The organism is Paraburkholderia sp. DHOC27 (genome assembly GCF_003429005.1).
Lineage (GTDB): Bacteria > Pseudomonadota > Gammaproteobacteria > Burkholderiales > Burkholderiaceae > Paraburkholderia.
Window position 1 is genome coordinate 102,413 of sequence record NZ_QVQV01000004.1, and the last position, 26,362, is coordinate 128,774.

Below are 26,362 nucleotides of genomic sequence, written 5' to 3' on the forward strand. Positions count from 1 at the left end.
CGTCTTCTATCCGCACAAAAAACAATGAGTAGCCCGACACATCACTGGATCAAACGCCTCGCCGAAATCCGCAAGCCCGCTTACCTGGCGATTCCCGACCTGATCGAAGAGGACCTCGCTACGGGCCGCCTCAGGCCGCGCGACCGCTTGCCGGGTCTGCGCGATCTGGCCGACGAACTGGCGTTGAACTACACGACGGTGGCGCGCGCCTATGCCGAAGCAAAGAAACGCGGCCTGCTCGATTCACGCGCGGGCAGCGGCACATTCGTGCGCGGACGTACCGCGACACTGCCGCTCTCGGGCGGCAGCAGCATTGAAATGACCATGAACACGCCGCCGGAGCCGGCGGACTATGCGGCGCGTCTGCGCGAATCCGCCGCGCGTTTGATGGCCGACAGCGATCCGTACCAGTTGTTGCGCTACCAGGACTTCGGCGGTTCGCTCGCCGACCGCGTGGCCGGCGCCGAATGGCTCAAGCGGCGGCTACCGGAGGTGACGTCGGACACCGTGCTCGTCTGCCCCGGCATTCACAGCGCACTGGTCGCGCTGGTGTCGCAACTGGCTCGGCCCGGCGCGATGATCTGTCTCGACACGCTCGCTTACCCAGGCATCAAGGCGATTGCCGCGCAACTCGGGGTGCGCTTGCAGGCGCTGGCACGCGACGACGAAGGACCGCTCGCGCATGCGTTCGAAGCGCTCTGCAAGACCGACAAGCCGAGCGCGTTCTATTGCAATCCGACGCTGCAAAATCCCAGCACCCTCACCCTCACGCACAAACGCCGCGAAGCGCTTGCAGATGTCGCGCTGCGCTACAACGTGCCGATCATCGAAGACGACGCCTATGCGATGCTGCCGCAGCAGACGCCCGACGCGCTCGCGAGCTTCGCGCCGGAGTTGACCTACTACGTGACGGGCTTATCGAAGAGTTTCGGCGCGGGCTTGCGGGTGGCGTATCTGCGTGCGCCGACACCGCGTCAAACGCAGCGGCTCGCCGGCGCGTTGCGCGCCACGACCGTGATGGCGAGTCCCTTCACGGTGGCGCTGGCGACGCAATGGGTGGTCGACGGCACGGCGCTCGACATGCTCAACGCCATTCGCGGCGAAGCGAGAGCGCGTCAGACGATTGCCACGCGCGTGCTCGGCGAGTGGACCTACGACGCGCATCCCGATGGCTTTCATCTATGGTTGCCGATTGCCGGCGAAGGCGGCTGGAGCGCTTCGGAACTCGCGCTGCAACTGCGCAATCAGGGCATTGCCGCGGTCGCGAGTGCCGCCTTCTCGACCGACGGCAATCCGCCCAACGCGTTGCGCATCTGCCTGGGCGGTTCGAAAAACCGCGACGAGTGCGAAGAGGCCTTGCGCATCATCGCGGATACGCTGGAGCATCCGCACCATCTGCATTCGGCGATCATGTGAAACCGGACGTCAGTGATCACGACTCGAAGTCCAGACCGCCGAGCAGCATCTCAGGCTCTCCTTGCGAGTGCGAACGGAAGTCGATTTCGCGGGCATTGCGCCACGCGTCGAGCTTGCGGGGGATCGCCTGCAGATAGCTGTCGAAGCGCGCGGCGCCGCCCTCGCCCATCAAGCGTTCGATCTCGTCGGTGTCCCAGGTCAGATGCACGTTCAGAGCATGCGGATAATGCCGCAGCGCTTCGCTCGGCGCCGCGAAAATCCGCACGCGGGTGGGATGGCCATGTCCCTGGTAAGGCAGCACCTCGACACGCACGGCGGGATCGAGACCGGCAATCGTGGCCGCGATGCGCGGCGCGAATTCCGTGTCGAACCTGATTATCGTCTCTGGATTCATACGAGCTCCTTCCTCGATCGTTGCGCGGTCTTGCTGCCCGCTACAACGCGTTGCAGCACGCGGAACAACCCTTCGCCGTGGGGACGAGGGGCCATTGTGTTGCGCCGCAATGACACTCGCGCCGCCTTGCAGGGTTGAGCGCATGATTTCGTAAGCATCATTTATGATACGGGCCGTTATGAGGTCGCGACAGATAAAAACCGGAGGTAGACTACCGGCAGCGTCAATCCATCCCTAAACCATGCGAACCATGTCGAATCCTGATGCCCCGCACCCCGGCGTCCGCCGCCCTCGTGCCGACACCTGCGACAGGTCGCAAGCGTCACCCGCGGCGACGGTGGATGGATACCACGCGAACACCCGTGCCACGTAACCCATGATTTACCCCTCACTGCGTGACTGGCTGTTTTCGGTCAAGACCTTCGCTGCGGCCATGCTCGCCCTCTATATCGGGCTCGCGTTCCAGTTGCCGCGTCCCTACTGGGCGATGGCGTCGGTCTACATCGTGTCGAACCCATTTGTCGGCGCAACCCGTTCCAAGGCGCTGTACCGGGCGCTGGGCACCGCGCTCGGCGCTTCGGCGGCCATCCTGCTGGTGCCGCCGTTCGTCGAATCACCGTATCTTTTCAGCGTCATCGTCGCGGTCTGGACCGGCACGTGTCTCTATCGCGCCATCTCCGACCGTACCGCGCGCAGCTACGTGTTCCTGCTCGCCGGCTACACCATGCCGCTAATCGCGCTGCCCGCCGTGTTCAGCCCCACTAACGTATTCGATCTCGCGATCACGCGAACCGAAGAGATCACGGTGGGCATCGTCTGCGCCAGTATCGTCGGCAGCGTGGTGTTGCCGAACCGGCTGGCCTCCACCATCATCGAACGCACCGATAGCTGGTTCCGCGATGCCGCGCTGTACGCCAGCCTGACGCTTTCGGGCACCATCGCCGGCGCGCATGTGTCGGCATGCCGCCAGCGGCTCGCGGCCACGGTCAACGGCCTTGAACTGTTGCTGAGCCAGCTCGCCTACGACCACACCCGCCCCGACGTGCTGGCGCGCGCCCATTCGCTGCGCGAGCGCATGCAGTTGCTGCTGCCCATCATGTCGTCGCTGGCCGATCCGCTGATGGCGCTGCTCGGCGGCGCCCCCCAGGTGCGCCCCGCCGGTCTCGAGGCGCTGCTCGCCGAGGTCGTCAAATGGTTCGAGACACCCATCCGCACGGCCCGCAACGACGCCGCCGCTGCCGTTGAAGCCGATACCCTGCGGGCCCGCATCGAGGCCTTGCAGCCGGCGGCGGCCGCGCTGGCGAGCTGGGAAGGCGCGCTGCTGTCAAACGCGCTGTGGCGTTTGAAACAACTGGTGGACGTGTGGCAGGACTGCCGCACGCTGCGCATCATCATCCGTGACGAACAAGGCAACTGGCAGCCACGTTTCAGGCACTGGCGCGTAGGCGGCACGGAGCGCTACTTCGATCGCGGCATCATGCTGTTTTCCGTGTGCTCGGCGGTGGGCGCGATCATCGTGGCCTGCTTCCTGTGGATCAGTTCCGGCTGGAACGACGGCGCGGGCGCCGTGACGCTGGCGGCGGTGGCGTGCTGCTTTTTCGCCGCGCTCGACGACCCCGCGCCCCAGGTGTTCCGCTTTTTCACCGCCACGGCGGCCAGCGTCGCACTGGCGGGTTTGTACTTATTCGTCGTACTGCCTAACGTGCACGACTTCCCGATGCTGGTGATCCTGTTCGCCGGGCCGTTCATCCTGGTGGGCACCCTGATTCCGCGTCCGCAGTTCAATCTCGCCACCATGCTGGTGGCCGTCAATACCGCCACTTTCATCAGCATTCAGGATGCTTACGACGCCAACTTCCTGGTGTTCATCAACAGCAATACGGCGGGGCTGGCCGGGTTGCTCTACGCGTATCTCTGGACCCGCGTAACGCGGCCGTTCGGCGCCGAACTGGCGGCGTCGCGCCTGATGCGTTCGAGCTGGGCGGACGTGGTGCTGAGCGCGTCCACCCGGCCCATTGAAGATCAGCGCAATCTCGCCGCGCGCATGCTCGACCGTCTGATGCAACTGATCCCGCGCCTCGCCGCCACGGACGACCAGCGCCATCCTTCCATTGAAAGCTTCCGCGATCTGCGCATTGCCTTCAACGCGCTCGACCTGCGCCGTCTGCGCCCGCGCCTGAATGGCGAGACGCCCGCCGCCATTGACCACGTGCTGGACGGCATTCGCCACTACTTCGAAACCTGCATCGACCGGCGCGGCCGCCAGCCCGTGCCGCCCGCCCTGATGTCGGACATCGACGCCGCGCTCGCGCGCGTCAACGCGCAAGGGCTCGCCAACGCCCAGGACGGCACACCGGTCTACGCGCGGCAATTGCGCGAGGCGATTCATGCGCTGGTTGGGCTGCGGCTTTCGCTGTTTCCTGCCACCATCGCCCCACTGCCAACGCCTAACCAGGAACCCGCCGCGTGATGCGTCCAGCGAGCCCACCGCCCTTTCTCGAGTGCAACCTGCGATGATCGGCGAAATCGACATCTTCGGCGTGTTCGTGCCTGCCATACTCGTGCTGATGCTGATCGCCTATCTGATCAATCTGGTGATCCGCAAACTGCTGGGGCGTACCGGCTTTTACCGGCTCGTGTGGCACCGCTCCATTTTCGATCTCGGCATCTATGTGCTGGTGCTGGGTCTGGTCGTGATTGTTTCGCACCACTTCATAACGTAAATAACGTGAATTTAACGTGAAAAAAACCTGGTTCTCCGTTGGTCAGATCCTGCTGACCCTGGTCGTCGTGGTGATTGCGGGCTTTGCGCTGTGGAAAATGGTCGACTACTACATGTTCTCGCCGTGGACGCGCGACGGGCGTATCCGCGCCGACATCATCCAGGTGGCGCCCGATATTTCCGGGCTGATTACCGAGGTGGACGTCAACGACAACCAGCAGGTAAAAGCCGGCGAAACGCTGTTCGTGATCGACCAGGCGCGCTACACGCTGGCGCTGCGCACGGCCGAAGCCACGGTGCAGCAGCGCCGTGCCACGCTCGATCAGGCGCGCCGCGAAGACGTGCGCAATCATCAACTGGGCGACCTCGTGGCGCGTGAAATCGCGGAAGAAAGCCGCTCGCGCGTCGAGCAGGGCGAAGCGGCACTGGCCGACGCGCTGGTGGCCGTGGATACGGCAAAACTCAACCTGCAGCGCACCAACATCGTCAGTCCGGTGGACGGCTATCTGAACGACCGCGCGCCGCGCGTGGGCGAATTCGCGGCGGCCGGGCGCGCGGTGCTGTCGGTGGTGGACATGCACTCGTTCCGCGTGGATGGCTACTTCGAGGAAACCAAGCTGAGCGGCATCGACATCGGCCAGGGCGTGGATATCAAGGTGATGGGCGAGCCCGGCGTTTTGCGCGGGCACGTGCAAAGCATCGTGGCCGGCATCGAGGACCGCGACCGCACGCCGAGTTCGAACCTGCTGCCGAACGTGAACCCGGCGTTTAGCTGGGTGCGGCTCGCGCAACGCATCCCGGTGCGGGTTGCGCTCGACGATATTCCGAAGGATTTCCGCATGATTGCCGGACGCACGGCGACGGTCTCGGTGCGCGGGCTTGCGCCGTCCATTGGACCGGGCTTCACGTCGGATCGTAGTTCGGCCTCGGGCGTGACAGCGGCTTCGGCACCGGCAGCGAGTGTGCAGTCCAGTGCTACGGTGGCCAATGCTTCCGGTACGGCGGTCATGCCGGTGACGTCTGCCGCTTCTGCTGCGCCCGCTGAGGGCAAAGCGGCGTCACAGCCGATGGCGAGCACGGCACGATGAAAACCTCACGCGCCTCCGTTCTCTCGCGACAGCGGCCCGCATTGCGATGCTCGCCTCGCTCGCCGCGGCTGCCGAAGCTGCCGCTCATGCTCGCGCTCAGCGCCTGTCTGCTGAGTGCCTGCGTGGTCGGGCCGAACTACAAGCTGCCCGACACGGCGGTGGTCAACGCGCCACTCGCCAACTCCGCGCTGCCGGACGTGGACGGCCAGCACATCTCGCAGGACGCGGTGCCGATCAAATGGTGGCATCTGTACGACGATCCGGTGCTCGAACAACTGGTGGACCAGGCGATGGCGTCGAATACCGACCTGCGGGTCGCCGCCGCCAACCTCGCGCGGTCGCAGGAGGCGCTGGGCGTCGCGCAGGCGCAGGGCGGATTTTCCGGCCACGCTACGGCAGCGTTCGCACGGGCTCAGGAATCCGCCGAACAATATCTGCTGTTCAGCAAGGTGCCGGTCGCGAACGAAGGCGATGTCGGCATCGCCATCTCGTACGAGTTCGATCTGTTCGGCAAGCTCAAGCGTGGCGTCGAAGCGGCCGACGCCGATAGCGAAGCCACCCAGGCCGCCGCTGATCTCGCGCGTATCACGGTGGTCGCCAATGTCGTGCGCGCGTATATCGAAGCCTGTTCGTCCGGCGACGAACTTGCGGTCGCGCAACAGTCGCTCGCGTTGCAGAAGCAGCGCGTCGACATTTCACGGCGGCTGCTCGCGGCGGGCCGCGGCAATCAGCCGGACGTGACGAGCGGCCAGACCCAGGTGGAGTCGCTCACGGCTGACATCCCCCGCTACACCGCGCGTCGCAAGATTGCCCAGTACCAGCTTGCGATGCTGCTGGCGCGCGCACCGTCCGACCTGCCGCCGGCGGTGAAGACCTGCGACAAGGTTCCGCAGATCGCCCAGCCGATCCCGGTCGGCGACGGCGCCGCACTGCTGCGGCGTCGTCCGGATGTGCGCGAAGCCGAACGGCAACTGGCGGCATCGACGGCGCGCATCGGCGTGGCGACCGGCGCGCTGTATCCCACCGTGAGCTTCGGCGCGGGCGCCGGGATGACGGGTGTGCTCGAAGACCTCGGCACCCAGCCTACCGATTACTGGCGTTTCGGACCGCTGATCAGTTGGACCTTCCCGACTAACGGCGCGCGCGGCCGGGTGCGGGAAGCACAGGATGCGAGCACGGCCGCGCTCGCGCGTTTCGACGGTGTCGTGCTGAATGCACTGCGCGAAACGCAGTCGAGCCTCGCCACGTATGTGTCGGACTACAGCCGCGCCGAGGCCTTGCGGGCGGCGCTGAAATCGGCCAGCGCGTCGGCCAGTGAAACGCATCGACTGTATGTGGGTGGGCGGCTCTCGTATATTGCGGACCTGGATGCCACGCGAACGCTGACGGCGACACACGCCCAGGTAGCCGCCGCCGAAGGTCAGGTCGCACTCGATCAGGCGAACCTGTTCCTTGCACTGGGCGGAGGCTGGGAGACGGAGGGAGACGGCAAGACGCCAGCTGACCCATCCAACCCGGCGAAGCCTGCAAACGCTGCGCCGCAAACCACTTCCACGACGTCGGCGCCGGCCACGCAATAAGCTGCGCAACAGCGGGCTCGACAAGACGCTCAGCCGCAGCAAACACCGCCATCGAAACATCCACAGAGGCCGCTGCCCTTGTCCAGGGGCACGCCTCTCAGCGCATCGCGCCCTTGCGCCCTTCCGCGTTGGTCGCCTGTGCAATGGCATCGAGATTCTGCGGGTACGGGAAATTCAGACCCAGCAGTTGCCGCATGGTCGGACTCGCCTTGCGCACGAACGCCTCGCCCACCATCGCGCGCAAATCCTCCATTGGCTTCACGAACTTCGGCAGATACTGGATCAGCACGGCGCTGCGATCCTGCGCGCTGTGGTTCGGCATGGCGCAATGCCACGTGGCGCCAAAGAACAGAATCGCGTCGCCGGGATCGGCTTCCATGCGCTCGCAGCGCTCGTAGAAACGGTCGGCCTCGGCGGGATAGCGCAGTTCATGCTGCGTGTGCGGAATGAAAGCCGTCGCGCCCGTCTGCGGCGTAAACGGGTCCAACGGAATCGTCACCTGCGCGTTGAGCGGAAAGCTGCTGTTGATGCCGAGCGGAAAGGTATCCGGCGCATGAAAGTCCCAATACGGGTAGTCGATATGCGGCTCCTGCCCCGGACCATCGGGCAGGATGCGGTTCGCCGCAATCGAGCCCATGATGAAGTCTTCGCCGAGAAAACGCTGCATGGCCGCGACGATAGCGGGCTGCTCGGCCATCTGCGCGAACACCTCGCCCTTCGCCAATAGATTCCAGACCCGGCGTTGCAGATGCAGACGCTGGTCCTGTGCGGCCTCCCCCTGAAAATGCGTGACTGTTTGCGCGCGGTCTTCGGAATGCGCCATCACGATACGGCGCGCCTCGGCGACTTGCTCGGGGCTGAACAGGCCCCGAATGCGGATGGCGCCCGGTCCGCGCAGCAGGGCTTCGACGGCAATCTCCGGGGTGAAGGCCTCGGGGGTAACGCTTTGCATGACTGTCTCCATGAGGTCGACGGTTCGTGGACCGCCTTGTTGCCAAGGATAGGACCGCCAGCACCCGGATGCAAGATTTATTGCAATTAAAAATGGATTGGAATAATCTTTCCAACAGCGGAACGGCGCAACGCGCGTGGCCCGCGTGCTTCTTGATGGAAGTCCATCAGTGTTCTATGTGAAGAATGCGGCGCGATCCTTTAGCATCGTGGCGGTCGAGGCGTGTGGGTGTGGTGGGGTTATCGGGCTCGTGGCTCGTGGCTCGTGGCTTGTGGCTTGTGGCTTGAGGCTCTTACCCGTCGCTCGTCCTGCGCCGCAGATCGCAAGCGAGTCATCTCATTCCTCTGTCATCCTAAGCAATTTCAAGGCAACGCGTTACCACGAAGAAAGATGCTTTACGCCGCGCTGACGGCTCACGCAATGCAGACACTCAATGGAGACAATCATGCAGCCATTCGAATCAAAGGTCGCCGTCATCACCGGCGGCTCGCAGGGACTGGGAGCGGCGATTGCCACCCTGTTTGCCGAGCGTGGCGCGCGCGGCATCGTGATCTGTGGACGTTCGCGCGAGAAGGGTGAAGCGAAGGCGTGTGAACTCAGCGAAGCGAGCGGCGCCGACGTGCGTTTCGTGCAGACCGATCTGGAAGACGTCGACGCCTGCCGCAAGCTGATTGCCTGCACGGATTGCCGCTTCGGGCGCGTCGACGTGCTGGTGAATGCCGCCGCCATGACCGACCGCGGCACGATCCTCGACACCGACCCGGCCCTCTTCGACCGCATGTTCGCCACCAACGTGCGCGCGCCCTTCTTCCTGATGCAGGACGCGATTAAGGTGATGCGCCGCGAAGGCATAGCGGGGAGCATCGTCAACGTCTGCTCGATGTCGGCTATGGCCGGTCAGCCGTTTATCGCCGCTTATTGCGCGTCGAAGGGTGCGCTCGCGACGCTCACGCAAAACACGGCCTACGCGTTATTGCGCAACCGGATTCGCGTGAATGGGTTGAATCTGGGCTGGATGGCATCGGACGGCGAGGACCGCATCCAGCGTGAATACCACGGCGCCGCGGCCAACTGGCTGGAACAGGCAGGTGCCGCGCAGCCGTTCGGCCGCCTGATCGATCCCAAAGAAGCGGCGCGCGCGGTGGCGTTTCTGGCGAGTGACGAATCGGGCATGATGACCGGTTCGATGGTCAACTTCGATCAATCGGTATGGGGCGCATTCGACGACGCGCCGCATCCGGCCCATCCGCTTTGAAATTCACGCGCGCCCGCTCCTGAAAGCAAAGCGGGTTGGCGCTCACGTAGCCGCCAACCCGCTTTCAACTTACGCGTTGCGTCAGGACTGCAGGAACTCGAGCAGATCGGCGCATACCTTCGCCGACTCGGTCGTGCACATGCCGTGCGAGGCGCCCGGGTAGACCTTGAGCGTCGCGTTCTTCACGATCTGTGCGGACTTGCGGCCGGAGTTCTCGAGCGGCACGATCTGGTCGTCGTCGCCTTGCAGGATCAAGGTGGGCACGTCGATCTTCTCGAGATCGGCGGTGTAGTCCACTTCCGAGAACTGCTTCACGCATTCGTAGAGACCGAGGATGGAGCCCATCATCCCTTCGCGCCAGAACTCATCGATCACGCCCTGCTCGACCTTCGCGTTGGGACGGTTGTAGCCATAGAACGGCATGGCCAGGTCCTTGAAGAACTGCGAGCGGTCGTTGGCCGTGCTGTTGCGGATGCCGTCGAACACTTCCATCGGCACGCCTCCGGGATTTCCCTCGGTCTTTAGCATCAACGGCGGCACGGCGCTGATCAGCACCATCTTCGAGACGCGTTTCGTACCGTGACGTCCGACATAGTGGGAGATTTCGCCGCCGCCCGTGGAGTGCCCCACCAGCATCGCATCTTTCAGGTCGAGTGATTCGATCAGCGCGGCGAGGTCGTCGGCATATGTGTCCATTTCATTGCCGGTGCCGGTTTGACTGGAACGGCCGTGGCTGCGGCGGTCATGCGCGATCACCCGGTAACCCTTTTGCAGCAGAAACAGCATCTGCACGTCCCAGGCGTCCGCGCACAGCGGCCAGCCATGAGAGAACACGACCGGCTGGCCGGTGCCCCAATCCTTGTAGAAGATCTTTGCGCCGTCCTGAGTGGTCACGTAGTTCATAAAACACGCTCCTGTCTGTGCGAAACGAAGGCCGGCGCAACTGCGACTGCAGCGCCGGAGGTGGGGAAAGCGGGGAGGACAAGATGAGAAGCCGCGAGCAATCGTGCGTTGCTACACGACTGAGCTTAGATGATGAAGCAAAAACTTGAAAGCTGAATAAAAGCGCGCTGCGCTCATGCTCTAACTGTTGGCGTCACTTCATCGCTGCCACTCGCGAATCGTCACGGAGCCGCTGTATCATTGGCCTGCGCGCCATGTCGACGCCCGCGCGCGTCGCATCGTCTCGCGCAACAGCAAAGGAAGCCAATGGTACAGAAGACACGCCGACGCGTGCTGGTGGCCGGTGTACTCGCAAGCGCCGGTCTGATGAATTCGAGAATCGCGAATGCCGCTTTGAATGGCAAGGCCACGATCGCCCTGGTCATGAAGTCCCCTGCCGATCCGTTCACGATGGCCATGTTGAGCGCGGCACAGAACTATCAAAAGCATTTCGCCTCGCAGTTCGACCTCGTGGTGCGCAGCAGCGACGCGCAGCCGGATACGGCGGCGCAGATCCGCATCGTCGAGGACCTGATTGCCTCGCACATCAACGCGATCGTGCTGGTGCCCACCGATTCGAAAGCACTGGTGCCGGTGGTGGCGCGTGCCATCGACGCGGGCATCATCGTGACCACCATCGACAACCCGCTCGATGAAGCCGCGCTGCAGGCCGCGCATATCGCCGTGCCGTTCATCGGACCGGACAATCTCAAGGGCGCGCGGCTGGTGGCGAACTATCTGGCGAGCAAGCTCAAGCCGGGCGACGAAGTCGGCATCATCGAAGGGGTCGTCACCGACCGCAATGCACAACAGCGCACCGACGGCTTCCGCGAAGCGATGAACGCCGCGCACATCAAGATCGCGGCCATCGCACCGGGCGACTGGGTCTACAGCAAGGCCAAGGCAGCAGCCAGCGTGATGCTCGACCAGCATCCGCACATCCGCGGCCTGCTGTGCGCCAACGACAGCATGGCGACCGGCGCGGTGGACGCCGTGCGCATTGCGCATCGCACCGGCAATGTCTACATCACCGGCTACAACAACGACGCGTCCATCACGTCGTTCATCGACTCCGGCCGCATCCTCGCCACGGTCGATCAGTTCGCCGCGCGTCAGGCCGTGTTCGGGGTGGATGTCGCGCTCAAGGCACTCGACGAGCACACGCGCGAACAGGACCTGTCGCCGTTCATCGAAACGCCGCTGCAACTGGTGACGGGCAAGACGCGCTAAGAGTTGTTCTGCACCAGCAGACGCCGCAGATGCGCTACCTGATTGACTGCGTCCGCTTCGACCAGTGACAGATGCTCGCGGGCAAACACGGCTGCGGCCGGTGTGAGTGCCGTGTCGCGTAGATGCGCGTCGATCTCGCCACTCACCGCGTCGATCCAGCCGGCCAGTTCACGGTCCACCGGTTCGCGCTGCGCCGTCAGCCGTAGCCGCGTGGCGGTGCCGGCCAGCCGGCGCAGGAGTGCGAGCGCCGTGATCGCAGCGCGGTCGGCCACCGAACTGTCGAGCCGTTCCAGCCGCTGACGGTTGAACGATTCTTCCGCGTTGTTGCTGGCGAGACCCGCGGCACGCCGCTGCAGTTCGACCTCGTGCTCCGCCTCGGCGGGCTCACCAGCTTCACCGGATTCGCCGCCTACGTGGCGTAACGCGCTCACCAGATAAGCGAGGTTAGCTCGCACGGCATCCGCGAGACGCGTGCGGAAATCCACCGGCTCACGGCTCGGCCACAGTACGAACGTCGCGAGCAAGGCGATCACGCTGCCGAGCACGTTGTTGCCGAGCCGCGCCAATGCATAGATCAGCTCGCTCGCACCGGGCGTCGCGAAGTCGGCCACCAGCACGAAGGTCGGCGTGAGGAACAGCACGAACAGGCTATAGCTGACGGGACGCAGTGCCATCGTCGCGCAGATCAGCGGAAACACGATCACGGCGATTGCGACCGGCGAATGCACCGCGAGACCGATCGCTGCCGCCAGCAAGGCGCCGACGATGCTGCCCGCCGCCCGCTCGATGCTGCGCGGCCAGGTGAGCGCGATAGACGGTTGCAGGATCAGCAGCGTCGCCATCGTGGCCCAGTAGCCGAACGGCAAATGCAGCGCGCGCACGATCGCGAAGCCCGCTGTCACCGCAATGCCCACGCGCGCGGCGTGCCGCAAGCCGATTGACTTGCGCGTGGCATTCGCCTTCAGCGTGAGCCAGGCCTGCGCGAGGTTGTCGGCGGCGGCCCGCCACCACGCGTGCGCCTCACGTGGCGCGGGATCGAAGTCGAGCGGTCCCGTGCCGTGCAGCCGCAGCGCGAGCGGCTGACCCAGGGCGGTCTCCAGCTGGCCGGCCAGCTTGTGCAAACGATGTTGCAGCGCCACCGGCGCCGCCGCGGGTTCGTCGTGAATCGCGCGACCAATACGCCGTGCCACCTCGGCCATCGCCGAGAGCAGCCGCGCCGCGCGCTGCGGCTCGTGCACACTGAGATGGCCGCGTTCGCAGGCGTCGGTGACGGCGATCAGATAGGCGAACAGACGCTCGGTATCCGCCAGCGCGATCAGCAGATTCTCGTAAGTGGCGCGGTGATCGGCGCGCGCGTTGGGCACCTTGGCCAGCACCGTACGTGCGGTTTCGAGCGCGCCGCGCGCCTCACCGCGAAACGTGGCCGCGTGGCTCGCCCAATGCCGGAAGTCCGCGCCTTCGTGGCGCAGAAGACGCGCGCCGTCGAACGCCATATCCGCAAGACGGCCATACACTGCGCGCACGGCCGCGCGGCTCGGCGCGAACGGATGAATGCGCCAGAGCGTCAGACTCAGCACCAGCGCGAACAGACACCCCGACAGATAGATCGCCACGAAGCGCAGACCGCTATGCGGGTCGTGCATGGGTTTGTCGACCATCACCACGCAGGCGGTGGCCGCGAGGATGCCCACTTGCGCAGCCGCTGAACCCCAGATCCGGCACAGCGCGCCGGCGGTCGCAAAGACGAGGATCGCAGCCGTCGCGGCGCACAGCCCAAGGTTAGATGAGAGACCGGACGGCAACCCTGAGGCAACGCCTGACGGCAGGCCCGCCGACCAGCCCGACACGAAGGCCGTGAGACCGCCGCATAAGCTCGACAGCAGCGCGAAACTCAGCATCGAGGCGAGGCGCATGCGGTTGGTGCCCGCGGCATCCGCGAGGCAGGTCCAGAACGCACCGATAGCCGCCCACGCGAACGCGGGGTCGTGCAGCAGATTGCCGAGCAGCAGCATGGCGGTCGACGCGCACGCGGCCCGCAGCCCTTCTGAGAGGTTGGTCTCCGCCACCGCGAACGACACCATCCACACCGGCCGGCGGCGCGCCAGAATGGCCGTCAGCGCGTGCAGCGTGGTCAGGCGGCGGCCGGCTGCGTGTCTTACCCGGCGATGGAGAGGACCGAACATGGCGCCTGCGGAATCGAGTCACGGTGTTAGTCGAAAGCGGCAATGACGGGCGTCTGAAGCAACCCGCCGCGTCATTGATCCACCATGCCGAATAATACGGGTAAACCCTGACCACAAATATGAGATCGGTGCATGCAAAGCATGCCTTTTGGCCATCGAGCAAGTCCTTGCCGCTCATTGCCGCTCATTGCCGCACATTCGCTGAGGACTGCCGCCTATGAAGTCGCACGCGTCAAGGAAGGCTAGCCGCGCGACCACGCTGCGAGGAGCGCCGGCAATTGCGCCATGTCCCTGAACACCTGTACGGCACCCACGGCGCGCAACGCATCCGGGTCGCTGTGGCCGGCTTGACCCGGACTGTAGCCAAACACCGTGGCGCCCGCGGCCACCCCTGCGGTAGCGCCCGTCACGGTATCTTCCACGATCGCACAGCGTGCAGGGTCCACGTCGAGGGCCTCGGCGGCCGCCAGATACACGTCCGGATAAGGCTTGCTGCGCGGCGTCTCATGGCCGCTGAAAATACGGCCTTCGAAGCAATCCAGAATGCCGATCTTCTGCAACTGCAGTTCCACCTTGACCCGATCCGCGCCGGAGGCCACCGCGATCCGTCCGTTGAGTCGCGCATGCAATTCGCGCACGGCGAACGCCGCGCCCTCGATCGCGACCAGTTCGCGCTCCAGTGCTTCGTTGCGCTGCGCCCTGAAGTCTTCGAGCCACGTCTGCGTGATGGCCACGCCGGTATTCGCTTCGATCAGCGCGGTCTCATCCTTCACGGCTTTGCCGACGAAGACCCGCAGCGTTTCCTCGGGTGTGATCTGCCAGCCCAGTTCGCCGAGCATCCGGGCGAGTACGCGGTTGGTGATGGGTTCTGAGTCGACGAGCACGCCGTCACAGTCGAACAGCACGGCGTCGAAGGGGAAGTCTGTCATTGTGTCAATGCGAAGTATCTGCGGGATTGCAGCGTCCAAGGATACTTCAGGTTCGGCGCCGGTGTTCACTGCGTGGGCGGCCCGCACTCCGGCTACGCAAGATGGGCGCGCATGCTCGATAGCCATTGACAGTCATACGAGGCTGGTCGCTATACTCGCCTTGCTCTCGCACAGGAACCTGAGAAGGAGTCCCCCATGACGACGCTTCGCGGCATGCTCGCGGCCCTCGCTGTCCTGTTGCTGTCTGCCTGTGTCGGCTTGCCGCCGCAGGCCAACCGGATCGAAACGCATGCGCTCGTCGACACTGGCGGCACGCGGCTCGGCACGGCCTTCGCGCCGCAGGAACAGAAGCACCCGGAGCAGAGCGCCTTTCATCTGCTGCCCGATGGCGTCGACGCCCTGCTCGCGCGCATCGTGCTGACGGACGCCGCGGATCGCACACTCGATTTGCAGTACTACATCTGGCACGACGACCTGACCGGGCGCTATCTGGCCAATGCCGTGCTGAACGCGGCCGATCGCGGCGTCAGGGTGCGTTTGCTGCTGGACGATCTCGGCACCAACGCCGACGACCGCGTGCTGCTCGCGCTCGCCTCGCATCCCAACATCCAGATACGCCTGTTCAATCCGGTTGCGGACCGGACTTTCAAGAAGCTCGGCAGTGCGCTCGAATTCAAGCGCATCAACCGGCGCATGCACAACAAGGCGCTGATCGCCGACAACCAGGCGGCGATTCTCGGCGGCCGCAATATTGGCGACGAGTACTTCGGCGCCTCCAGCGACGTCGCATTCGGCGATCTGGATGTGCTGACCTTTGGGCCGGTGGTGCATCGCGTGTCCACGGCCTTCGATCAATTCTGGAATTCGGACGCCGCGTACCCGATCGAGAATCTGACGGGTCACACCGCTCCCCCGGATGCGTTGCCGGCTTATCGGGAGAAGCTGCACGCCTTCGTGCTCGCCAATCGCGACACGCCGTATGTCGCGAAGGCCAGCGAACGGCTCAACGAAACCCTCGCGCCGAAAGACACCGATTTCTCGTGGGGCAAAGCCACCCTGCTCTACGACGACCCGGCCAAGATCACGCGCTCGCCCGACGATGCGCAAGGCCACCTGCTCACGCAATTCAAGGCGCTCGCTATCCAGCCGCAGAAGGAAGTGCTGATCGTCTCGCCGTATTTCGTACCGGGCAAAGACGGCGTAGCGTGGATGCGTTCGCTGACACAGCGTGGCGTGAGTGTGACGGTGCTCACCAACTCGCTCGCCGCCACGGATGTCGCCGCTGTGCACGCGGGATATCAGCGCTATCGCAAGGATCTGCTCGACGCCGGTGTGCATCTTTATGAGCTGAAGCCCGCCGCCGACGAAGACGACGACGGGCATACGAAGAAATCCATTCTCGGTTCGTCGAAAGCCTCGCTGCATGCGAAGACCTACGTGTTCGATCGCAGCAGCATTTTCATCGGCTCGATGAACCTCGATCCGCGTTCCGTCACGCTCAACACCGAAGTCGGCGTGTATTGCGAAAGCCCGGCGGCGGCCGCGCAGGTGGTCGACGGACTCGAACCGAAACTCAACCAGATTGCGTGGCGGCTCGAAGAGCGTCAGGACGCGAACGGCAAGACCCGCATTGTCTGGATAGATACGCGGCCCGATGGCACCACCGCCGAACTCAGCGAGCCCGATGTCACGACGATGAAGCGGATCGGAATATGGTTTCTTGGCCTGCTGCCGATCGAGTCACAGCTTTGAGTCACAGCTTTGAGTCACAGCTTTGAGTCACAGCTTTGAGTTGCGGCTTTGAATTGCAGCCTTGAATCGCGGCGTTAGCGTACGGAGTCATAGCCGCTGTCATCTCATCAGTATCGCGACAACCCAACGCTTTGGAGCGACGCATGACTGAACTGACGAACCACCCGCTGATTTTCTTTCTTGTGTCGTTCGTGCTGATGTCGGTCGCGGCATGGTTCGGCGCGTCCGTACTGCGCCGCAAGAAGCCGCTCGACAGCGAGATGCGCGAGGACTTCAGCGTGGTGCAGTCCGCGACGTTGACGCTGCTGGCACTGGTGATCGGCTTTAGTCTCTCGATGGCGGTGGGCCGCTACGATCAGCGCAAGAACTACGAAGAAGAAGAGGCCAACGCGATCGGCACGGAGTATCTACGGGCGAATCTGCTACCCGATGCGATGGCCAGCAGCGTGCGCGCCCTGCTCGTCAAGTATCTGGAGCAACGCATCCTGTTTTATCAGGTGACCGATGCGCAGCGGCTGGCGGAAATCGACGCGGCTACCGGCAAGCTCGAAGATCAGATGTGGGTCGATCTCAAGAATGCGGCGCTTGCCCAGCCTACCCCCGTCACCGCGCTGGCGGTGGCCGGCATGAACGATGTCATCAATACGCAGGGTTACACGCAGGCGGCATGGTGGAATCGCATTCCGCTTGCGGCGTGGACACTAATGATCGTGATCGGCGCGTTTTGCAACGTGCTGGTGGGTTACGGTGCGCGTACTGCGACGCTGTTCAAGCGCTTTCTGCTGGTGATGCCGCTGGTGGTGTCGCTCTCGGTCATGCTCATTGCGGATATCGACAGTCCGCGCAATGGCATCATTCGGGTCGTGCCGCAGAATCTGCTCAGCACTGCGCAATCGATGTCCCACTAGGTTTGCTGCGTGGGTTTGCTGCGTGGGTTTGCTGCGTGGGTTTGCTGCGTGGGCTGGCTCGCGACACGCCCCGCTCAGGCGTTTTACTGATGCGCATCGCCAATGTCGTTGCGCCAATGCATTAGTATCCAGTACTCAAGTTGCCTCGACACATGCGTCACGCAACACCCCTCATTGTGGAGAGCGATATGTTGAATCAGCGTGATACCGTCGACATCGCACGCATCATGCTCATTGTCGTCATCCTGTGCGGCTTGACGATAGGCAGCCTGTACGTCGTGCGTCCCTTCATTCCAGGGCTGATCTGGGCCACTACCATCGTGGTGGCCACGTGGCCCGCCATGCTGGCCGTGCAGCGACGCTGCGCCAATCGCCGCTGGATCGCGACCACCGTGATGCTGGTCATCCTGCTGGTGGTGATCGTGCTGCCGTTATATGCGGCGATCTCGACGCTCGCCGAACACGCGGGCGAGATCATGGACACCATCAAGCACCTGCCCGACTACGCGTTGCCGCCGCCACCGGGTTGGGTGGGCGATGTGCCGGTCGTGGGGCATCGCGTCTCGACCGAATGGCAGTCACTCTCCGATGCAGGTCCCGGCGGCCTGCTCGCGAGACTGGAGCCCTACGCGACCATTGCCGCGCGCTGGATGTTCGGACATGCGGCACTGGTCGGCGCCTTCGTGATTCATATGTTCGTGACCGTCATCATCACCGGCATTCTGTATAGCCAGGGCGAGAAGGCCGGCGCGTTCGTGCTGCGTCTTGCCACGCGCATCGCCGGCGAGCGTGGCGCGCAGGCGGCCGTGCTGGCGGGCGCCGCCGTGCGCGCCGTGGCGCTTGGCATCGTCGTGACCGCGGTTACGCAATCCGCACTGGGCGGGATCGGCCTGTGGATAGCGGGTGTGCCGGGCGCGGGCATTCTCACCGCGCTGATGTTGATGCTGTGTCTCGCGCAGATCGGGCCCATGTTGCCGTTGCTCGGCGGCGTCGCATGGCTGTTCTGGCACGGCGCGCACGTGGCCGCCGTACTGCTGTTCATCTGGTCGGTGATGATCGGCATGCTCGACAACTTCATGCGGCCGATGCTCATCAAACGCGGCGTCAACCTGTCGATGCTGCTCATCCTTGCCGGTGTACTGGGCGGGATGTTTGCGTTCGGAATCGTGGGCCTGTTCATGGGGCCGGTGATTCTCGCGGTCACCAGCACCCTGCTCAATGCGTGGATCAACGAGCGGCCGGTGCCGCCGGGAAACCCGGTGACGACGGCGCCGGTCGATCCACGGGTGGATGGGCAACATTAAGCGCGCTTTGTGCCAGCGTCCCGTGCGTTGGATGTCACTGGCTCGGAACGGCCTGCAGTGCGTCGAGGGTCGCTGCTGCTGCATCGCTTTGCATCGCGATGCAGCAGCAGCACGTAATCGCGCCGCCCCGAGCGCACGCCTCGTTACACGCCTTCCACGAGCACCGCGCGATAGCGTGAACCTTTGAAGCGGTGCTGGGCGACCTCCTGATACGCGGGACTGTCATACCAGCCACGCGCGGCTTCCGTGGTCGGAAACTCCAGGATCACGACGCCCTCGGGCGCGTCACCTTCGAGAACCTGTTGCGGTCCGTAAGCCGCCAGAACCTTCACAGGATGCCCGCTAAATGTGGGGCCCACCTTGCTCGAATAAACGTCGAGTTCCGTCTGATCCTGCGTGCTTTCCCGGGTAAACACGATGTATGTAGCCATGCCGTGCGCTCCTGATGCGATGAGGGTGGATAGAGTGCCGTTCTACAGCGGACCAACTCCGTGATCTTACCCCGCTCGCAACACGCTCGTGGTCGCTGCGTTCTTGGCATTGGGTGTAGCGCGCCCGTCTCAGGTATGCCCCTTGCGCGCCTATGGATACACCATTTTCCAAGGAGGCAATAATGGGCTCAATCAATCCTCAAGGTGATACGCGCAGCGGAGCGAACGTGATTGGCGGCGGTGTCGGAGAAGGCCCGGGACCGGAAATCATGGCCGCGGCGACACTCGACGGCAACAAGGTGATGTCCTCGGACGGCGAGCATGTTGGCAAGATTTCCGACATCATGCTCGATGTGCGCAGCGGACGGATCGCTTACGCCGTGCTGGCCGAGGGGGGCTTCCTGGGCATGGGCGCCAACCTGCACGCCATCCCGTGGAACGCTCTGACGCTCGACACGGATCAGAAATGCTTCCACGTCGACATCACTGCACAGCGTCTGAAAGATGAACCGGGTTTCGACAAGGACCACTGGCCGACGATGGCTGATTCGAAGTGGGGCACCACGACGCATAGTTATTACAATCGACAGCCTTATTGGCTTGCGACGCAGGAGGTCGTAGAAGACGATCCGGATGTGCGCTCGCCGCTGGGGCATTGAGGGCAGGCTGGCGTTGTAGGTTGCGTTTAATCTGGAGGTGGCCGTTTGCGCGGGGAGGTCGCGCAAACGGTGGGAGGGGTTGGTCGTTGTCTGCGGCTCGGCAAAGATTTTGACGCAAGTAATTATGTCGTAGTCCGTAGTAATTTTTGGTTTCGTTGGCAATCGGTTTTTTGCCCTTCCCTTCCGCCTCAGATGAATCCGCCGCACCAAAAGAAAAACCCGCACCACCTTACGGTGTGCGGGTTTGATTCTTGGTCGGGGCGAGAGGATTTGAACCTCCGACCACCTGCACCCCATGCAGGTACGCTACCAGGCTGCGCTACGCCCCGAACAGCACAAAAGTATAACAGACACTTTGCTCGATTAGAACCGCTGGCAACCAACAAAAACAGCAAGCGTGCAAATCAGTGGGCTAATCAATGGCTCAGCAAGTCGATCACGTGCAGGAGTTCCTTGCGCAACTGATCGACATCCACGCTGGCCATCGTCGACGCTGCCGCCGGTTCCATCACCTCGCCTTCCTCGACCATCTCTTCAGCAGGGCCGGCGCCATGTGTTCCGCCATGCGAATCGAGCCGGTTGCGCGCACCGTTGATGGTGAAGCCCTGCTCATACAGCAACTCGCGAATCCGCCGGATCAGCAGCACTTCATGGTGCTGGTAGTAACGGCGATTGCCGCGCCGCTTGACCGGTCGCAACTGCGTGAACTCCTGCTCCCAGTAGCGCAGCACATGCGGTTTCACACCGCAGAGCTCGCTCACTTCACCGATCGTGAAGTAGCGCTTCGCCGGAATCGGAGGCAAGACGACTTTTTCGATCGTCGCTGTCATCGTCAGTTAGCCGTCGTGGTGGGTTGCGCAGGAACGCGCCAGTCGATTAGCGCGCGAAGCTCGCCTCAGCGCCGCTTTCAACCAGCGCCTTCAGCTTTTGACTTGCATGAAACGTTACAACGCGACGAGCGGCAATGGGAATTGCCTCGCCAGTCTTCGGATTTCGGCCTGGACGCTGCGGCTTGTCGCGCAACTGAAAGTTGCCGAAGCCCGACAGCTTCACGCTATCCCCGCTTTCCAGCGCGTCACGAATCACTTCGAAGAACGCCTCGACCATGTCCTTCGCTTCCCGCTTGTTGAGTCCGACATTGTCGAACAGCAACTCAGCGAGTTCTGCCTTGGTGAGCGTGGGCGTTTCCGCCGAAGCGTTAGCGGGTGATGTCGGAATATCGCGAATCATGGCGCTACGTTGCGCCGTAAGAAGGGCTTCGAAATCACTCGAGTTCATTTCATTCATATCTATCAAATGGCGCGCCAACCTGAAACGGAAAATGCGGAAACTGCCGCGTTTAGAGTATTCCGCGGGTTATCCGCGCAACCGTGCGCCATATACTCGAGCCAGACGATCCACCAGGGTTTGAATGGCCAGATCGACCGTCTCGTCCTGAAGGGTCCCGCCAGTATCTTGCAAGGTCACACGGAACGCAAGGCTTTTCTCGTGAGCTGCCAATCCGCCGGAAGTGTTTGATTTTGGACGAAATTCGTCGAAAAGCGCAACCCTTCTGACGGTCTTGCAGGCGTCTTCGACGAGCGCCTTTTGCATCTCGTCCAGCAGTGCCTGAACCTCGATTTTTTCATCCACGACCACCGCAATATCACGGCGAACCGGCGGAAACTTTGATACTTCCGTAGGTACCGGCAATGCCCGCTGGATTAATGCGTCGGCTTCGATTTCAAACAGAATCGGCGCGTGCGGCAAATCATATTTCTGCATCCAGCGCGGATGCAATTCGCCAATCCAGCCCACTGCCCGACCATTCAATTCAATCCGCGCACTGCGTCCCGGATGCAGCGCCGGATGCTCCGCTTTCACGAAGCGCGCCACTGCCGGCGCGAGCACCGCTTCGAGATCGGCCTTGACGTCGAAGTAATCCACGCCACGCGTTGCCGCGCCCCACTGCTCGTCCAGCGCCGGGCCATAGGCAAGCGCGCCAAACATCTTCGGCTGCGAGAAACCTTCGACCTGCAGTTCGCCCGCCTTGATGGCCGGATCGTGCAGGAAGACGCGACCCACTTCGAAGACGCGCACGCGGTCCGCGCGGCGATTCAGGTTCGTGCGCAGCACTTCGATAAGGCTGCCCACCAACGTCGTGCGCATCACCGAAAGCTGGCTCGCGATCGGGTTGAGCAGACGAACCGGTTGCTCGTTACCGGCGAAATCCTTCTCCCACTCGGCGTCGACGAAGCTGAAGTTCACCGTCTCCGCGTAGTCGCGTGCAGCCAGCGCGTGCCGAATGTCGTGGAGGGTGCGGCGCGTTTCGTTGGTCGCGCGCATCTCGCTCGTCGCAACGGGCGGGCGCGCCGGAATCTTTTCGAAGCCATAGATGCGCGCCACTTCTTCGATCAGATCTTCCTCGATCTCGATGTCGAAGCGATACGACGGCGGCGTCACCGAAAACACGTCGCCTTCACGTTCGAACGTGAGACCGAGGCGCGTGAAAATCTGCGCGATCTCGTCGGCGTCGATCTTGACGCCGATGATGCGATTCGCCCGCGCGACCCGCATCTTCACTGGCGCGCGTTGCGGGATATTGACGATCTGATCGTCCACCGGACCCGCTTCGCCACCGCAGATGTCGAGGATCAACTGCGTGATGCGCTCGATGTGCTCGACGGTCGTCGCATAGTCGACACCGCGCTCGAAGCGATGTCCTGCGTCAGTGGAGAAGTTGTATTTGCGCGAGCGGCCGCGAATGCTGTCCGGCCACCAGAACGCGGCTTCGAGATAGATGTTGGCGGTGTCGAGCGTGACGGCCGTGCTGTCGCCGCCCATGATGCCCGCGAGACTTTCGATGTGCTGATCGTCCGCGATCACGCCGACGGTGTCATCCACTTCAACCGTGTTGCCATTCAACAGCTTCAGCGTTTCGCCCTTGCGACCCCAGCGCACATCCATGCTGCCGTGGATCTTGTCCAGATCGAACACGTGCGACGGCCGGCCCAGTTCGAGCATCACGTAGTTGGAGATGTCGACCAGCGCGCTGATGCTGCGCTGACCCGAACGCTCCAGACGCTCCACCAGCCAGTGCGGCGACTTCGCCCGTGCGTTCACGCCACGAATCACGCGGCCCGAGAAACGGCCGCACAGGTCGGGCGCCGAAATCTTCACGGGCAACGTCTCGTTCAACGTGACCTTGACCGGCTTGATATCCAGCGGATGCAGCGGCGCGCCGGTAATAGCCGACGTTTCGCGCGCCACACCGAACACCGACAGGCAGTCCGCCTTGTTCGGCGTCAGCTTGATTTCGAACACGGTGTCGTCGAGATTCAGCGTCTCGCGGATGTCCTGACCGATCGGCGTGTCTTCCGGCAGGATCATCAGGCCGCTGTGATCTTCCGAGAGTTTCAGCTCACGGGCCGAGCACAGCATGCCCTGGCTTTCCACGCCGCGCAGCTTCGACAGCTTGATGGCAAACGGCGCACCGCCTTCTTCGGCCGGCGGCAGCTCGGCGCCCACGAGGGCGACCGGCACCTTGATGCCAGGCGCGACGTTCGGTGCGCCGCAGACGATGTTGAGCGTCGTGCCCGTGCCGGCGTCGACCTGACACACGTTGAGTTTGTCCGCGTCCGGGTGTTTCACCACCTCGAGAACCCGGCCAACGACGATCTTGCTGGTCGGCGGCGCGGCCGGCCGCAGGCCTTCGACTTCGAGGCCCGCCATCGTCAGCGCGTGCGACAGCTCGTCCGTCGTCATCTGCGGGTCAACAAAGCTTCTTAGCCAGGATTCCGGGAATTGCATGGTTCTGTGTACGTTCTGATCAGGTTAATCCACGTCCGGGTAGGGCCTTGTCCGGTTACCCCTTGGTGGGATAACCACGCGCCCTGCCGGTGGCGTTGCTTGCGTCGCGCGCTGCGTCTCGTTGTGTCGATCAGCGTGCGCGGCCGCCCTCGTTGTACGGTGTTGCGTCTGTAGCCTGCTTTGCTGAAACGACCGCTAGGCTTGGTCGCGTTGGCTGCGTTGCCGCAGCAGTCGCTTCAGCGGTTCAGCGTCAGGCGAACTGACGCAGGAAACGCAGATCGTTCTCGAAGAACAGCCGCAGATCCTGCACGCCATAGCGCAACATGGCCAGCCGTTCGAGGCCGCTGCCAAACGCAAAGCCAATGTAACGCTCGGGGTCGAGGCCCATGTTGCGGATCACCGTGGGGTGAACCTGGCCCGAACCGGAAATCTCAAGCCACTTGCCGGCGTTCTTGCCCGTTTCGAACAGCATGTCGATTTCGGCCGACGGTTCGGTGAACGGGAAGTACGACGGACGGAAGCGTACCTGGATGTCGTCGCGTTCGAAGAATTTCTTGAGGAAGTCGCTGTAGACGCCCTTCAGGTCGGCGAAGCTGATGTTCTCGTCGATCCACAGGCCTTCGACCTGGTTGAACATGGGCGAGTGCGTCGCGTCGCTGTCCACCCGGTAGGTGCGGCCCGGCACGATCACCTTGATGGGTGGCGTGTTGGTGCGGGCGTAGCGGACCTGCATCGGGCTCGTATGCGTGCGCAGCAGCAACTGACGGCCGTCGGCGTCCTTGCCGTCTACATAGAAGGTGTCTTGCATGGAACGCGCCGGATGGTTCTCCGGGCTGTTCAATGCGGTGAAGTTGTACCAGTCGGTTTCGATTTCGGGGCCGTCGGCCACATCGAATCCGATGGTACGGAAAATCTGTTCGACGCGTTCCCACGTGCGCATGACCGGATGCAGGCTGCCTGCACCCGTGCCACGGCCGGGCAACGTGACGTCAATGGCTTCAGCGGCAAGGCGCTGGTTCAGAAGCGCGTCGGCCAGCGCCTGACGGCGCGCCGTCAAGGCGGCTTCTACTTGCTGCTTGGCGACGTTGATCCGCGCGCCTTCCGTCTTGCGCGTCTCGGGATCGAGTTTGCCAAGGCCCTTCAACAGCTCTGTCAGGGCACCCGATTTACCAAGAAAGCGGGCTTTCTCGTTCTCGAGGGTGGTGACGTCGGAGGCTTCTGCGAAGGCTTTTTGCGCATCAGCGACAATCTGGTCCAGATCCATTGATCCCATCTTTTCTACGTCAGTGTTCAATCGATGCAAAACTGGTTCGACCAACAAAAAAGGGGCTCGGTGAGGAGCCCCGTTTTTGTTGCAGCGTCACCGAGACTACCGGATGTTCGCTGCAACGAACCACGCAGTTTAATTGCCCAAAGCGCAATCAGGCTGCAACGGCGGCTTTCACCTGCTGAACGATCGCAGCAAAAGCAGCCTTGTCGAACACAGCCATGTCGGCCAGCACCTTGCGGTCGAGTTCGATCGAAGCCTTCTTCAGGCCGTTGATGAACACGCTGTACGTCATGTCGTGCTGACGCACCGCCGCGTTGATACGCGTGATCCACAATGCGCGGAACACACGCTTCTTGTTGCGGCGATCGCGGTAGGCGTACTGGCCTGCGCGCATGACCGCCTGCTTGGCGATGCGATAGACGTTATTGCGACGGCCGCGGTAACCCTTGGCCAGCTTGATGATCTTCTTGTGACGGGCCCGTGCGGTAACCCCACGTTTTACTCGAGGCATGTTTCGCTCCTATGAGTGTCGGTTAAGGGTTAAGCGAACGGCAGCATTGCGCGCACGGAGTTCAGATCGGAATCATGAACTGCCGTCGAACCGCGCAGATGGCGTTTGTTCTTGGTGGTTTTCTTGGTAAGAATGTGGCGCTTGAAGGCTTGACCGCGCTTGACGGTACCGCCCGGACGCACCACGAAGCGCTTTGCAGCACTCTTCTTGGTCTTCATCTTCGGCATGACAACTCCATTATTTGATGGATATGGGTGTGCGGTCGACCAGTTGGCCACTACCCGCCCTTCGAAACCCACTCCACTTGGTATGCAGCAGACCGGTCTTGCTGGTCGCCGCTTTTTCAGGATTCGCGGCCATTTTCATGGGACGCTCCTCCGAAACCTGCCTGTCTTCGCCACACACGTGGCGGCGAAGTACAAATCAATTCACAACTCAAACTCTTCGCTATTCCGGCGCACGCCACAAGGCGCGCTGCCAACCGCCCAGCGCTCAAAACCGCGCGGGAGATTTACTTCTTTTTCTTCGGAGCGAGCACCATGATCATCTGGCGCCCTTCCATTTTCGGCATTTGCTCGACCTGACCGACTTCGTCCAGGTCCGTGCGCAGACGTTCCAGCATGCGCATGCCAATTTCCTGGTGAGCCATCTCGCGGCCACGGAAACGCAACGTGATTTTCGTCTTGTCGCCGTCTTCGAGGAAGCGAACGAGATTGCGCAGTTTGACGTTGTAGTCACCGTCGTCGGTACCCGGGCGGAATTTGACTTCCTTGACCTGGATGACCTTCTGCTTGAGCTTTGCCTCGTGCTGCTTTTTCGCTTCCTGGTACTTGAACTTGCCGTAGTCCATCAGACGGCACACAGGCGGCACCGCCTGCGGGGCAATTTCAACCAGATCCACGTCTTGCTGTTCCGACATCCGGAACGCATCAGCGAGTTTCACGATGCCGAGCGGTTCGTTCTCGACTCCGACCAGACGCACCTCGGGTGCAGTAATTTCACCGTTGATGCGGTGCGCAGACTTATCAGTAGCGATGTTACGTTTCC

Annotated in this window: 25 protein-coding genes and 1 tRNA gene; 11 read left to right on the plus strand and 15 right to left on the minus strand. The window is 62.9% G+C overall.

Annotated elements, in window-relative coordinates; genetic code table 11:
- The first annotated feature begins 24 nt into the window (after window positions 1-24).
- On the plus strand, window positions 25-1,416 hold the full coding sequence (locus D0B32_RS16005) for a PLP-dependent aminotransferase family protein (protein ID WP_117334975.1): 1,392 nt from the start codon (window positions 25-27) through the stop codon (window positions 1,414-1,416).
- A 16-nt stretch (window positions 1,417-1,432) separates the two neighbouring features.
- On the opposite strand, the gene D0B32_RS16010 is transcribed toward D0B32_RS16005, so the two are convergent.
- The gene (locus D0B32_RS16010; protein WP_117334976.1) at window positions 1,433-1,810 is read right to left on the minus strand and encodes a DUF5594 family protein; all 378 of its coding nucleotides are present in this window, start codon (window positions 1,808-1,810) and stop codon (window positions 1,433-1,435) included.
- Between the two features lie 376 nt (window positions 1,811-2,186).
- Between D0B32_RS16010 and D0B32_RS16015 the strand changes: the two genes are divergently transcribed.
- From D0B32_RS16015 to D0B32_RS16030, 4 genes are read left to right on the plus strand one after another with little or no spacing between them, the layout of a single operon-like run.
- A complete protein-coding gene (locus D0B32_RS16015) occupies window positions 2,187-4,280 on the plus strand; it encodes an FUSC family protein (RefSeq protein ID WP_117334977.1) in 2,094 nt (697 codons plus the stop codon).
- Between the two features lie 43 nt (window positions 4,281-4,323).
- Window positions 4,324-4,533: a DUF1656 domain-containing protein gene (locus D0B32_RS16020; protein WP_117334978.1), complete on the plus strand. Its 210-nt coding sequence runs from the start codon at window positions 4,324-4,326 to the stop codon at window positions 4,531-4,533.
- Window positions 4,534-4,549: 16 nt separating this feature from the next.
- Complete coding sequence (locus tag D0B32_RS16025) at window positions 4,550-5,620, plus strand: efflux RND transporter periplasmic adaptor subunit (protein WP_117334979.1); 1,071 nt, start codon at window positions 4,550-4,552, stop codon at window positions 5,618-5,620.
- A complete protein-coding gene (locus tag D0B32_RS16030) occupies window positions 5,617-7,200 on the plus strand; it encodes an efflux transporter outer membrane subunit (protein WP_181969825.1) in 1,584 nt (527 codons plus the stop codon). The genes D0B32_RS16025 and D0B32_RS16030 overlap by 4 nt, the downstream gene beginning before the upstream one ends.
- A 97-nt stretch (window positions 7,201-7,297) precedes the next feature.
- Here D0B32_RS16030 and D0B32_RS16035 read toward each other — a convergent pair whose 3' ends face one another.
- A complete protein-coding gene (locus D0B32_RS16035) occupies window positions 7,298-8,152 on the minus strand; it encodes a phytanoyl-CoA dioxygenase family protein (protein ID WP_117334980.1) in 855 nt (284 codons plus the stop codon).
- Between the two features lie 445 nt (window positions 8,153-8,597).
- Between D0B32_RS16035 and D0B32_RS16040 the strand changes: the two genes are divergently transcribed.
- Window positions 8,598-9,407 carry an SDR family oxidoreductase gene (locus D0B32_RS16040; RefSeq protein ID WP_117334981.1) on the plus strand — a complete coding sequence of 270 codons (810 nt, stop codon included), beginning with the start codon at window positions 8,598-8,600 and terminating at the stop codon, window positions 9,405-9,407.
- Between the two features lie 81 nt (window positions 9,408-9,488).
- Here the strand turns inward: D0B32_RS16040 and D0B32_RS16045 are convergent, their stop codons facing one another.
- Entirely contained in the window at window positions 9,489-10,310 is an 822-nt protein-coding gene (locus D0B32_RS16045) for an alpha/beta fold hydrolase (protein ID WP_117334982.1), read from the minus strand.
- Window positions 10,311-10,616: 306 nt separating this feature from the next.
- Here D0B32_RS16045 and D0B32_RS16050 point away from each other — a divergent pair, with 306 nt between their 5' ends.
- On the plus strand, window positions 10,617-11,579 hold the full coding sequence (locus tag D0B32_RS16050) for a substrate-binding domain-containing protein (protein WP_117334983.1): 963 nt from the start codon (window positions 10,617-10,619) through the stop codon (window positions 11,577-11,579).
- Here the strand turns inward: D0B32_RS16050 and D0B32_RS16055 are convergent.
- Together D0B32_RS16055 and D0B32_RS16060 are read right to left on the minus strand one after the other, a co-directional pair.
- Window positions 11,576-13,762 carry an FUSC family protein gene (locus tag D0B32_RS16055; RefSeq protein ID WP_117334984.1) on the minus strand — a complete coding sequence of 729 codons (2,187 nt, stop codon included), beginning with the start codon at window positions 13,760-13,762 and terminating at the stop codon, window positions 11,576-11,578. The genes D0B32_RS16050 and D0B32_RS16055 overlap by 4 nt on opposite strands.
- Before the next feature lie 242 nt (window positions 13,763-14,004).
- Window positions 14,005-14,691 carry an HAD family phosphatase gene (locus D0B32_RS16060; RefSeq protein ID WP_117334985.1) on the minus strand — a complete coding sequence of 229 codons (687 nt, stop codon included), beginning with the start codon at window positions 14,689-14,691 and terminating at the stop codon, window positions 14,005-14,007.
- A gap of 195 nt (window positions 14,692-14,886) precedes the next feature.
- Between D0B32_RS16060 and D0B32_RS16065 the strand changes: the two genes are divergently transcribed.
- From D0B32_RS16065 to ydiK, 3 genes are all read left to right on the plus strand, one after another.
- Window positions 14,887-16,443: a phospholipase D family protein gene (locus tag D0B32_RS16065; RefSeq protein WP_117334986.1), complete on the plus strand. Its 1,557-nt coding sequence runs from the start codon at window positions 14,887-14,889 to the stop codon at window positions 16,441-16,443.
- A gap of 143 nt (window positions 16,444-16,586) precedes the next feature.
- The gene (locus tag D0B32_RS16070; protein WP_117334987.1) at window positions 16,587-17,351 is read left to right on the plus strand and encodes a hypothetical protein; all 765 of its coding nucleotides are present in this window, start codon (window positions 16,587-16,589) and stop codon (window positions 17,349-17,351) included.
- A gap of 188 nt (window positions 17,352-17,539) precedes the next feature.
- Window positions 17,540-18,655, plus strand: a complete 1,116-nt coding sequence (gene ydiK / locus D0B32_RS16075) for an AI-2E family transporter YdiK (protein WP_117334988.1) — start codon at window positions 17,540-17,542, stop codon at window positions 18,653-18,655.
- A 143-nt stretch (window positions 18,656-18,798) separates the two neighbouring features.
- Here the strand turns inward: ydiK and D0B32_RS16080 are convergent, their stop codons facing one another.
- Window positions 18,799-19,086 (minus strand): DUF1330 domain-containing protein, encoded by a 288-nt coding sequence (locus D0B32_RS16080; RefSeq protein ID WP_117334989.1) that lies wholly within the window; start codon window positions 19,084-19,086, stop codon window positions 18,799-18,801.
- A gap of 182 nt (window positions 19,087-19,268) precedes the next feature.
- Between D0B32_RS16080 and D0B32_RS16085 the strand changes: the two genes are divergently transcribed.
- A complete protein-coding gene (locus tag D0B32_RS16085) occupies window positions 19,269-19,745 on the plus strand; it encodes a PRC-barrel domain-containing protein (protein WP_117334990.1) in 477 nt (158 codons plus the stop codon).
- A gap of 252 nt (window positions 19,746-19,997) precedes the next feature.
- Here the strand turns inward: D0B32_RS16085 and D0B32_RS16090 are convergent.
- The 9 genes from D0B32_RS16090 to infC all read right to left on the minus strand — a co-directional run bounded on the left by D0B32_RS16090 (window position 19,998) and on the right by infC (window position 26,351).
- A tRNA-Pro gene (locus D0B32_RS16090) sits at window positions 19,998-20,074 on the minus strand.
- 87 nt (window positions 20,075-20,161) lie between these two features.
- On the minus strand, window positions 20,162-20,575 hold the full coding sequence (locus D0B32_RS16095; RefSeq protein WP_117334991.1) for a MerR family transcriptional regulator: 414 nt from the start codon (window positions 20,573-20,575) through the stop codon (window positions 20,162-20,164).
- Window positions 20,576-20,621: 46 nt separating this feature from the next.
- A complete protein-coding gene (locus tag D0B32_RS16100) occupies window positions 20,622-21,032 on the minus strand; it encodes an integration host factor subunit alpha (protein WP_117334992.1) in 411 nt (136 codons plus the stop codon).
- 69 nt (window positions 21,033-21,101) lie between these two features.
- A complete protein-coding gene (gene pheT, locus D0B32_RS16105; RefSeq protein WP_117334993.1) occupies window positions 21,102-23,534 on the minus strand; it encodes a phenylalanine--tRNA ligase subunit beta in 2,433 nt (810 codons plus the stop codon).
- A gap of 250 nt (window positions 23,535-23,784) precedes the next feature.
- Window positions 23,785-24,798: a phenylalanine--tRNA ligase subunit alpha gene (gene pheS / locus D0B32_RS16110; protein WP_181969826.1), complete on the minus strand. Its 1,014-nt coding sequence runs from the start codon at window positions 24,796-24,798 to the stop codon at window positions 23,785-23,787.
- Between the two features lie 157 nt (window positions 24,799-24,955).
- The gene (gene rplT / locus D0B32_RS16115) at window positions 24,956-25,315 is read right to left on the minus strand and encodes a 50S ribosomal protein L20 (protein ID WP_006052502.1); all 360 of its coding nucleotides are present in this window, start codon (window positions 25,313-25,315) and stop codon (window positions 24,956-24,958) included.
- 29 nt (window positions 25,316-25,344) lie between these two features.
- Window positions 25,345-25,542, minus strand: a complete 198-nt coding sequence (gene rpmI / locus D0B32_RS16120; RefSeq protein WP_006052501.1) for a 50S ribosomal protein L35 — start codon at window positions 25,540-25,542, stop codon at window positions 25,345-25,347.
- A gap of 10 nt (window positions 25,543-25,552) precedes the next feature.
- Complete coding sequence (locus tag D0B32_RS32940; RefSeq protein ID WP_259295025.1) at window positions 25,553-25,681, minus strand: hypothetical protein; 129 nt, start codon at window positions 25,679-25,681, stop codon at window positions 25,553-25,555.
- A 145-nt stretch (window positions 25,682-25,826) separates the two neighbouring features.
- Complete coding sequence (infC, locus tag D0B32_RS16125; protein WP_075643713.1) at window positions 25,827-26,351, minus strand: translation initiation factor IF-3; 525 nt, start codon at window positions 26,349-26,351, stop codon at window positions 25,827-25,829.
- Between the last annotated feature and the right edge of the window lie 11 nt (window positions 26,352-26,362).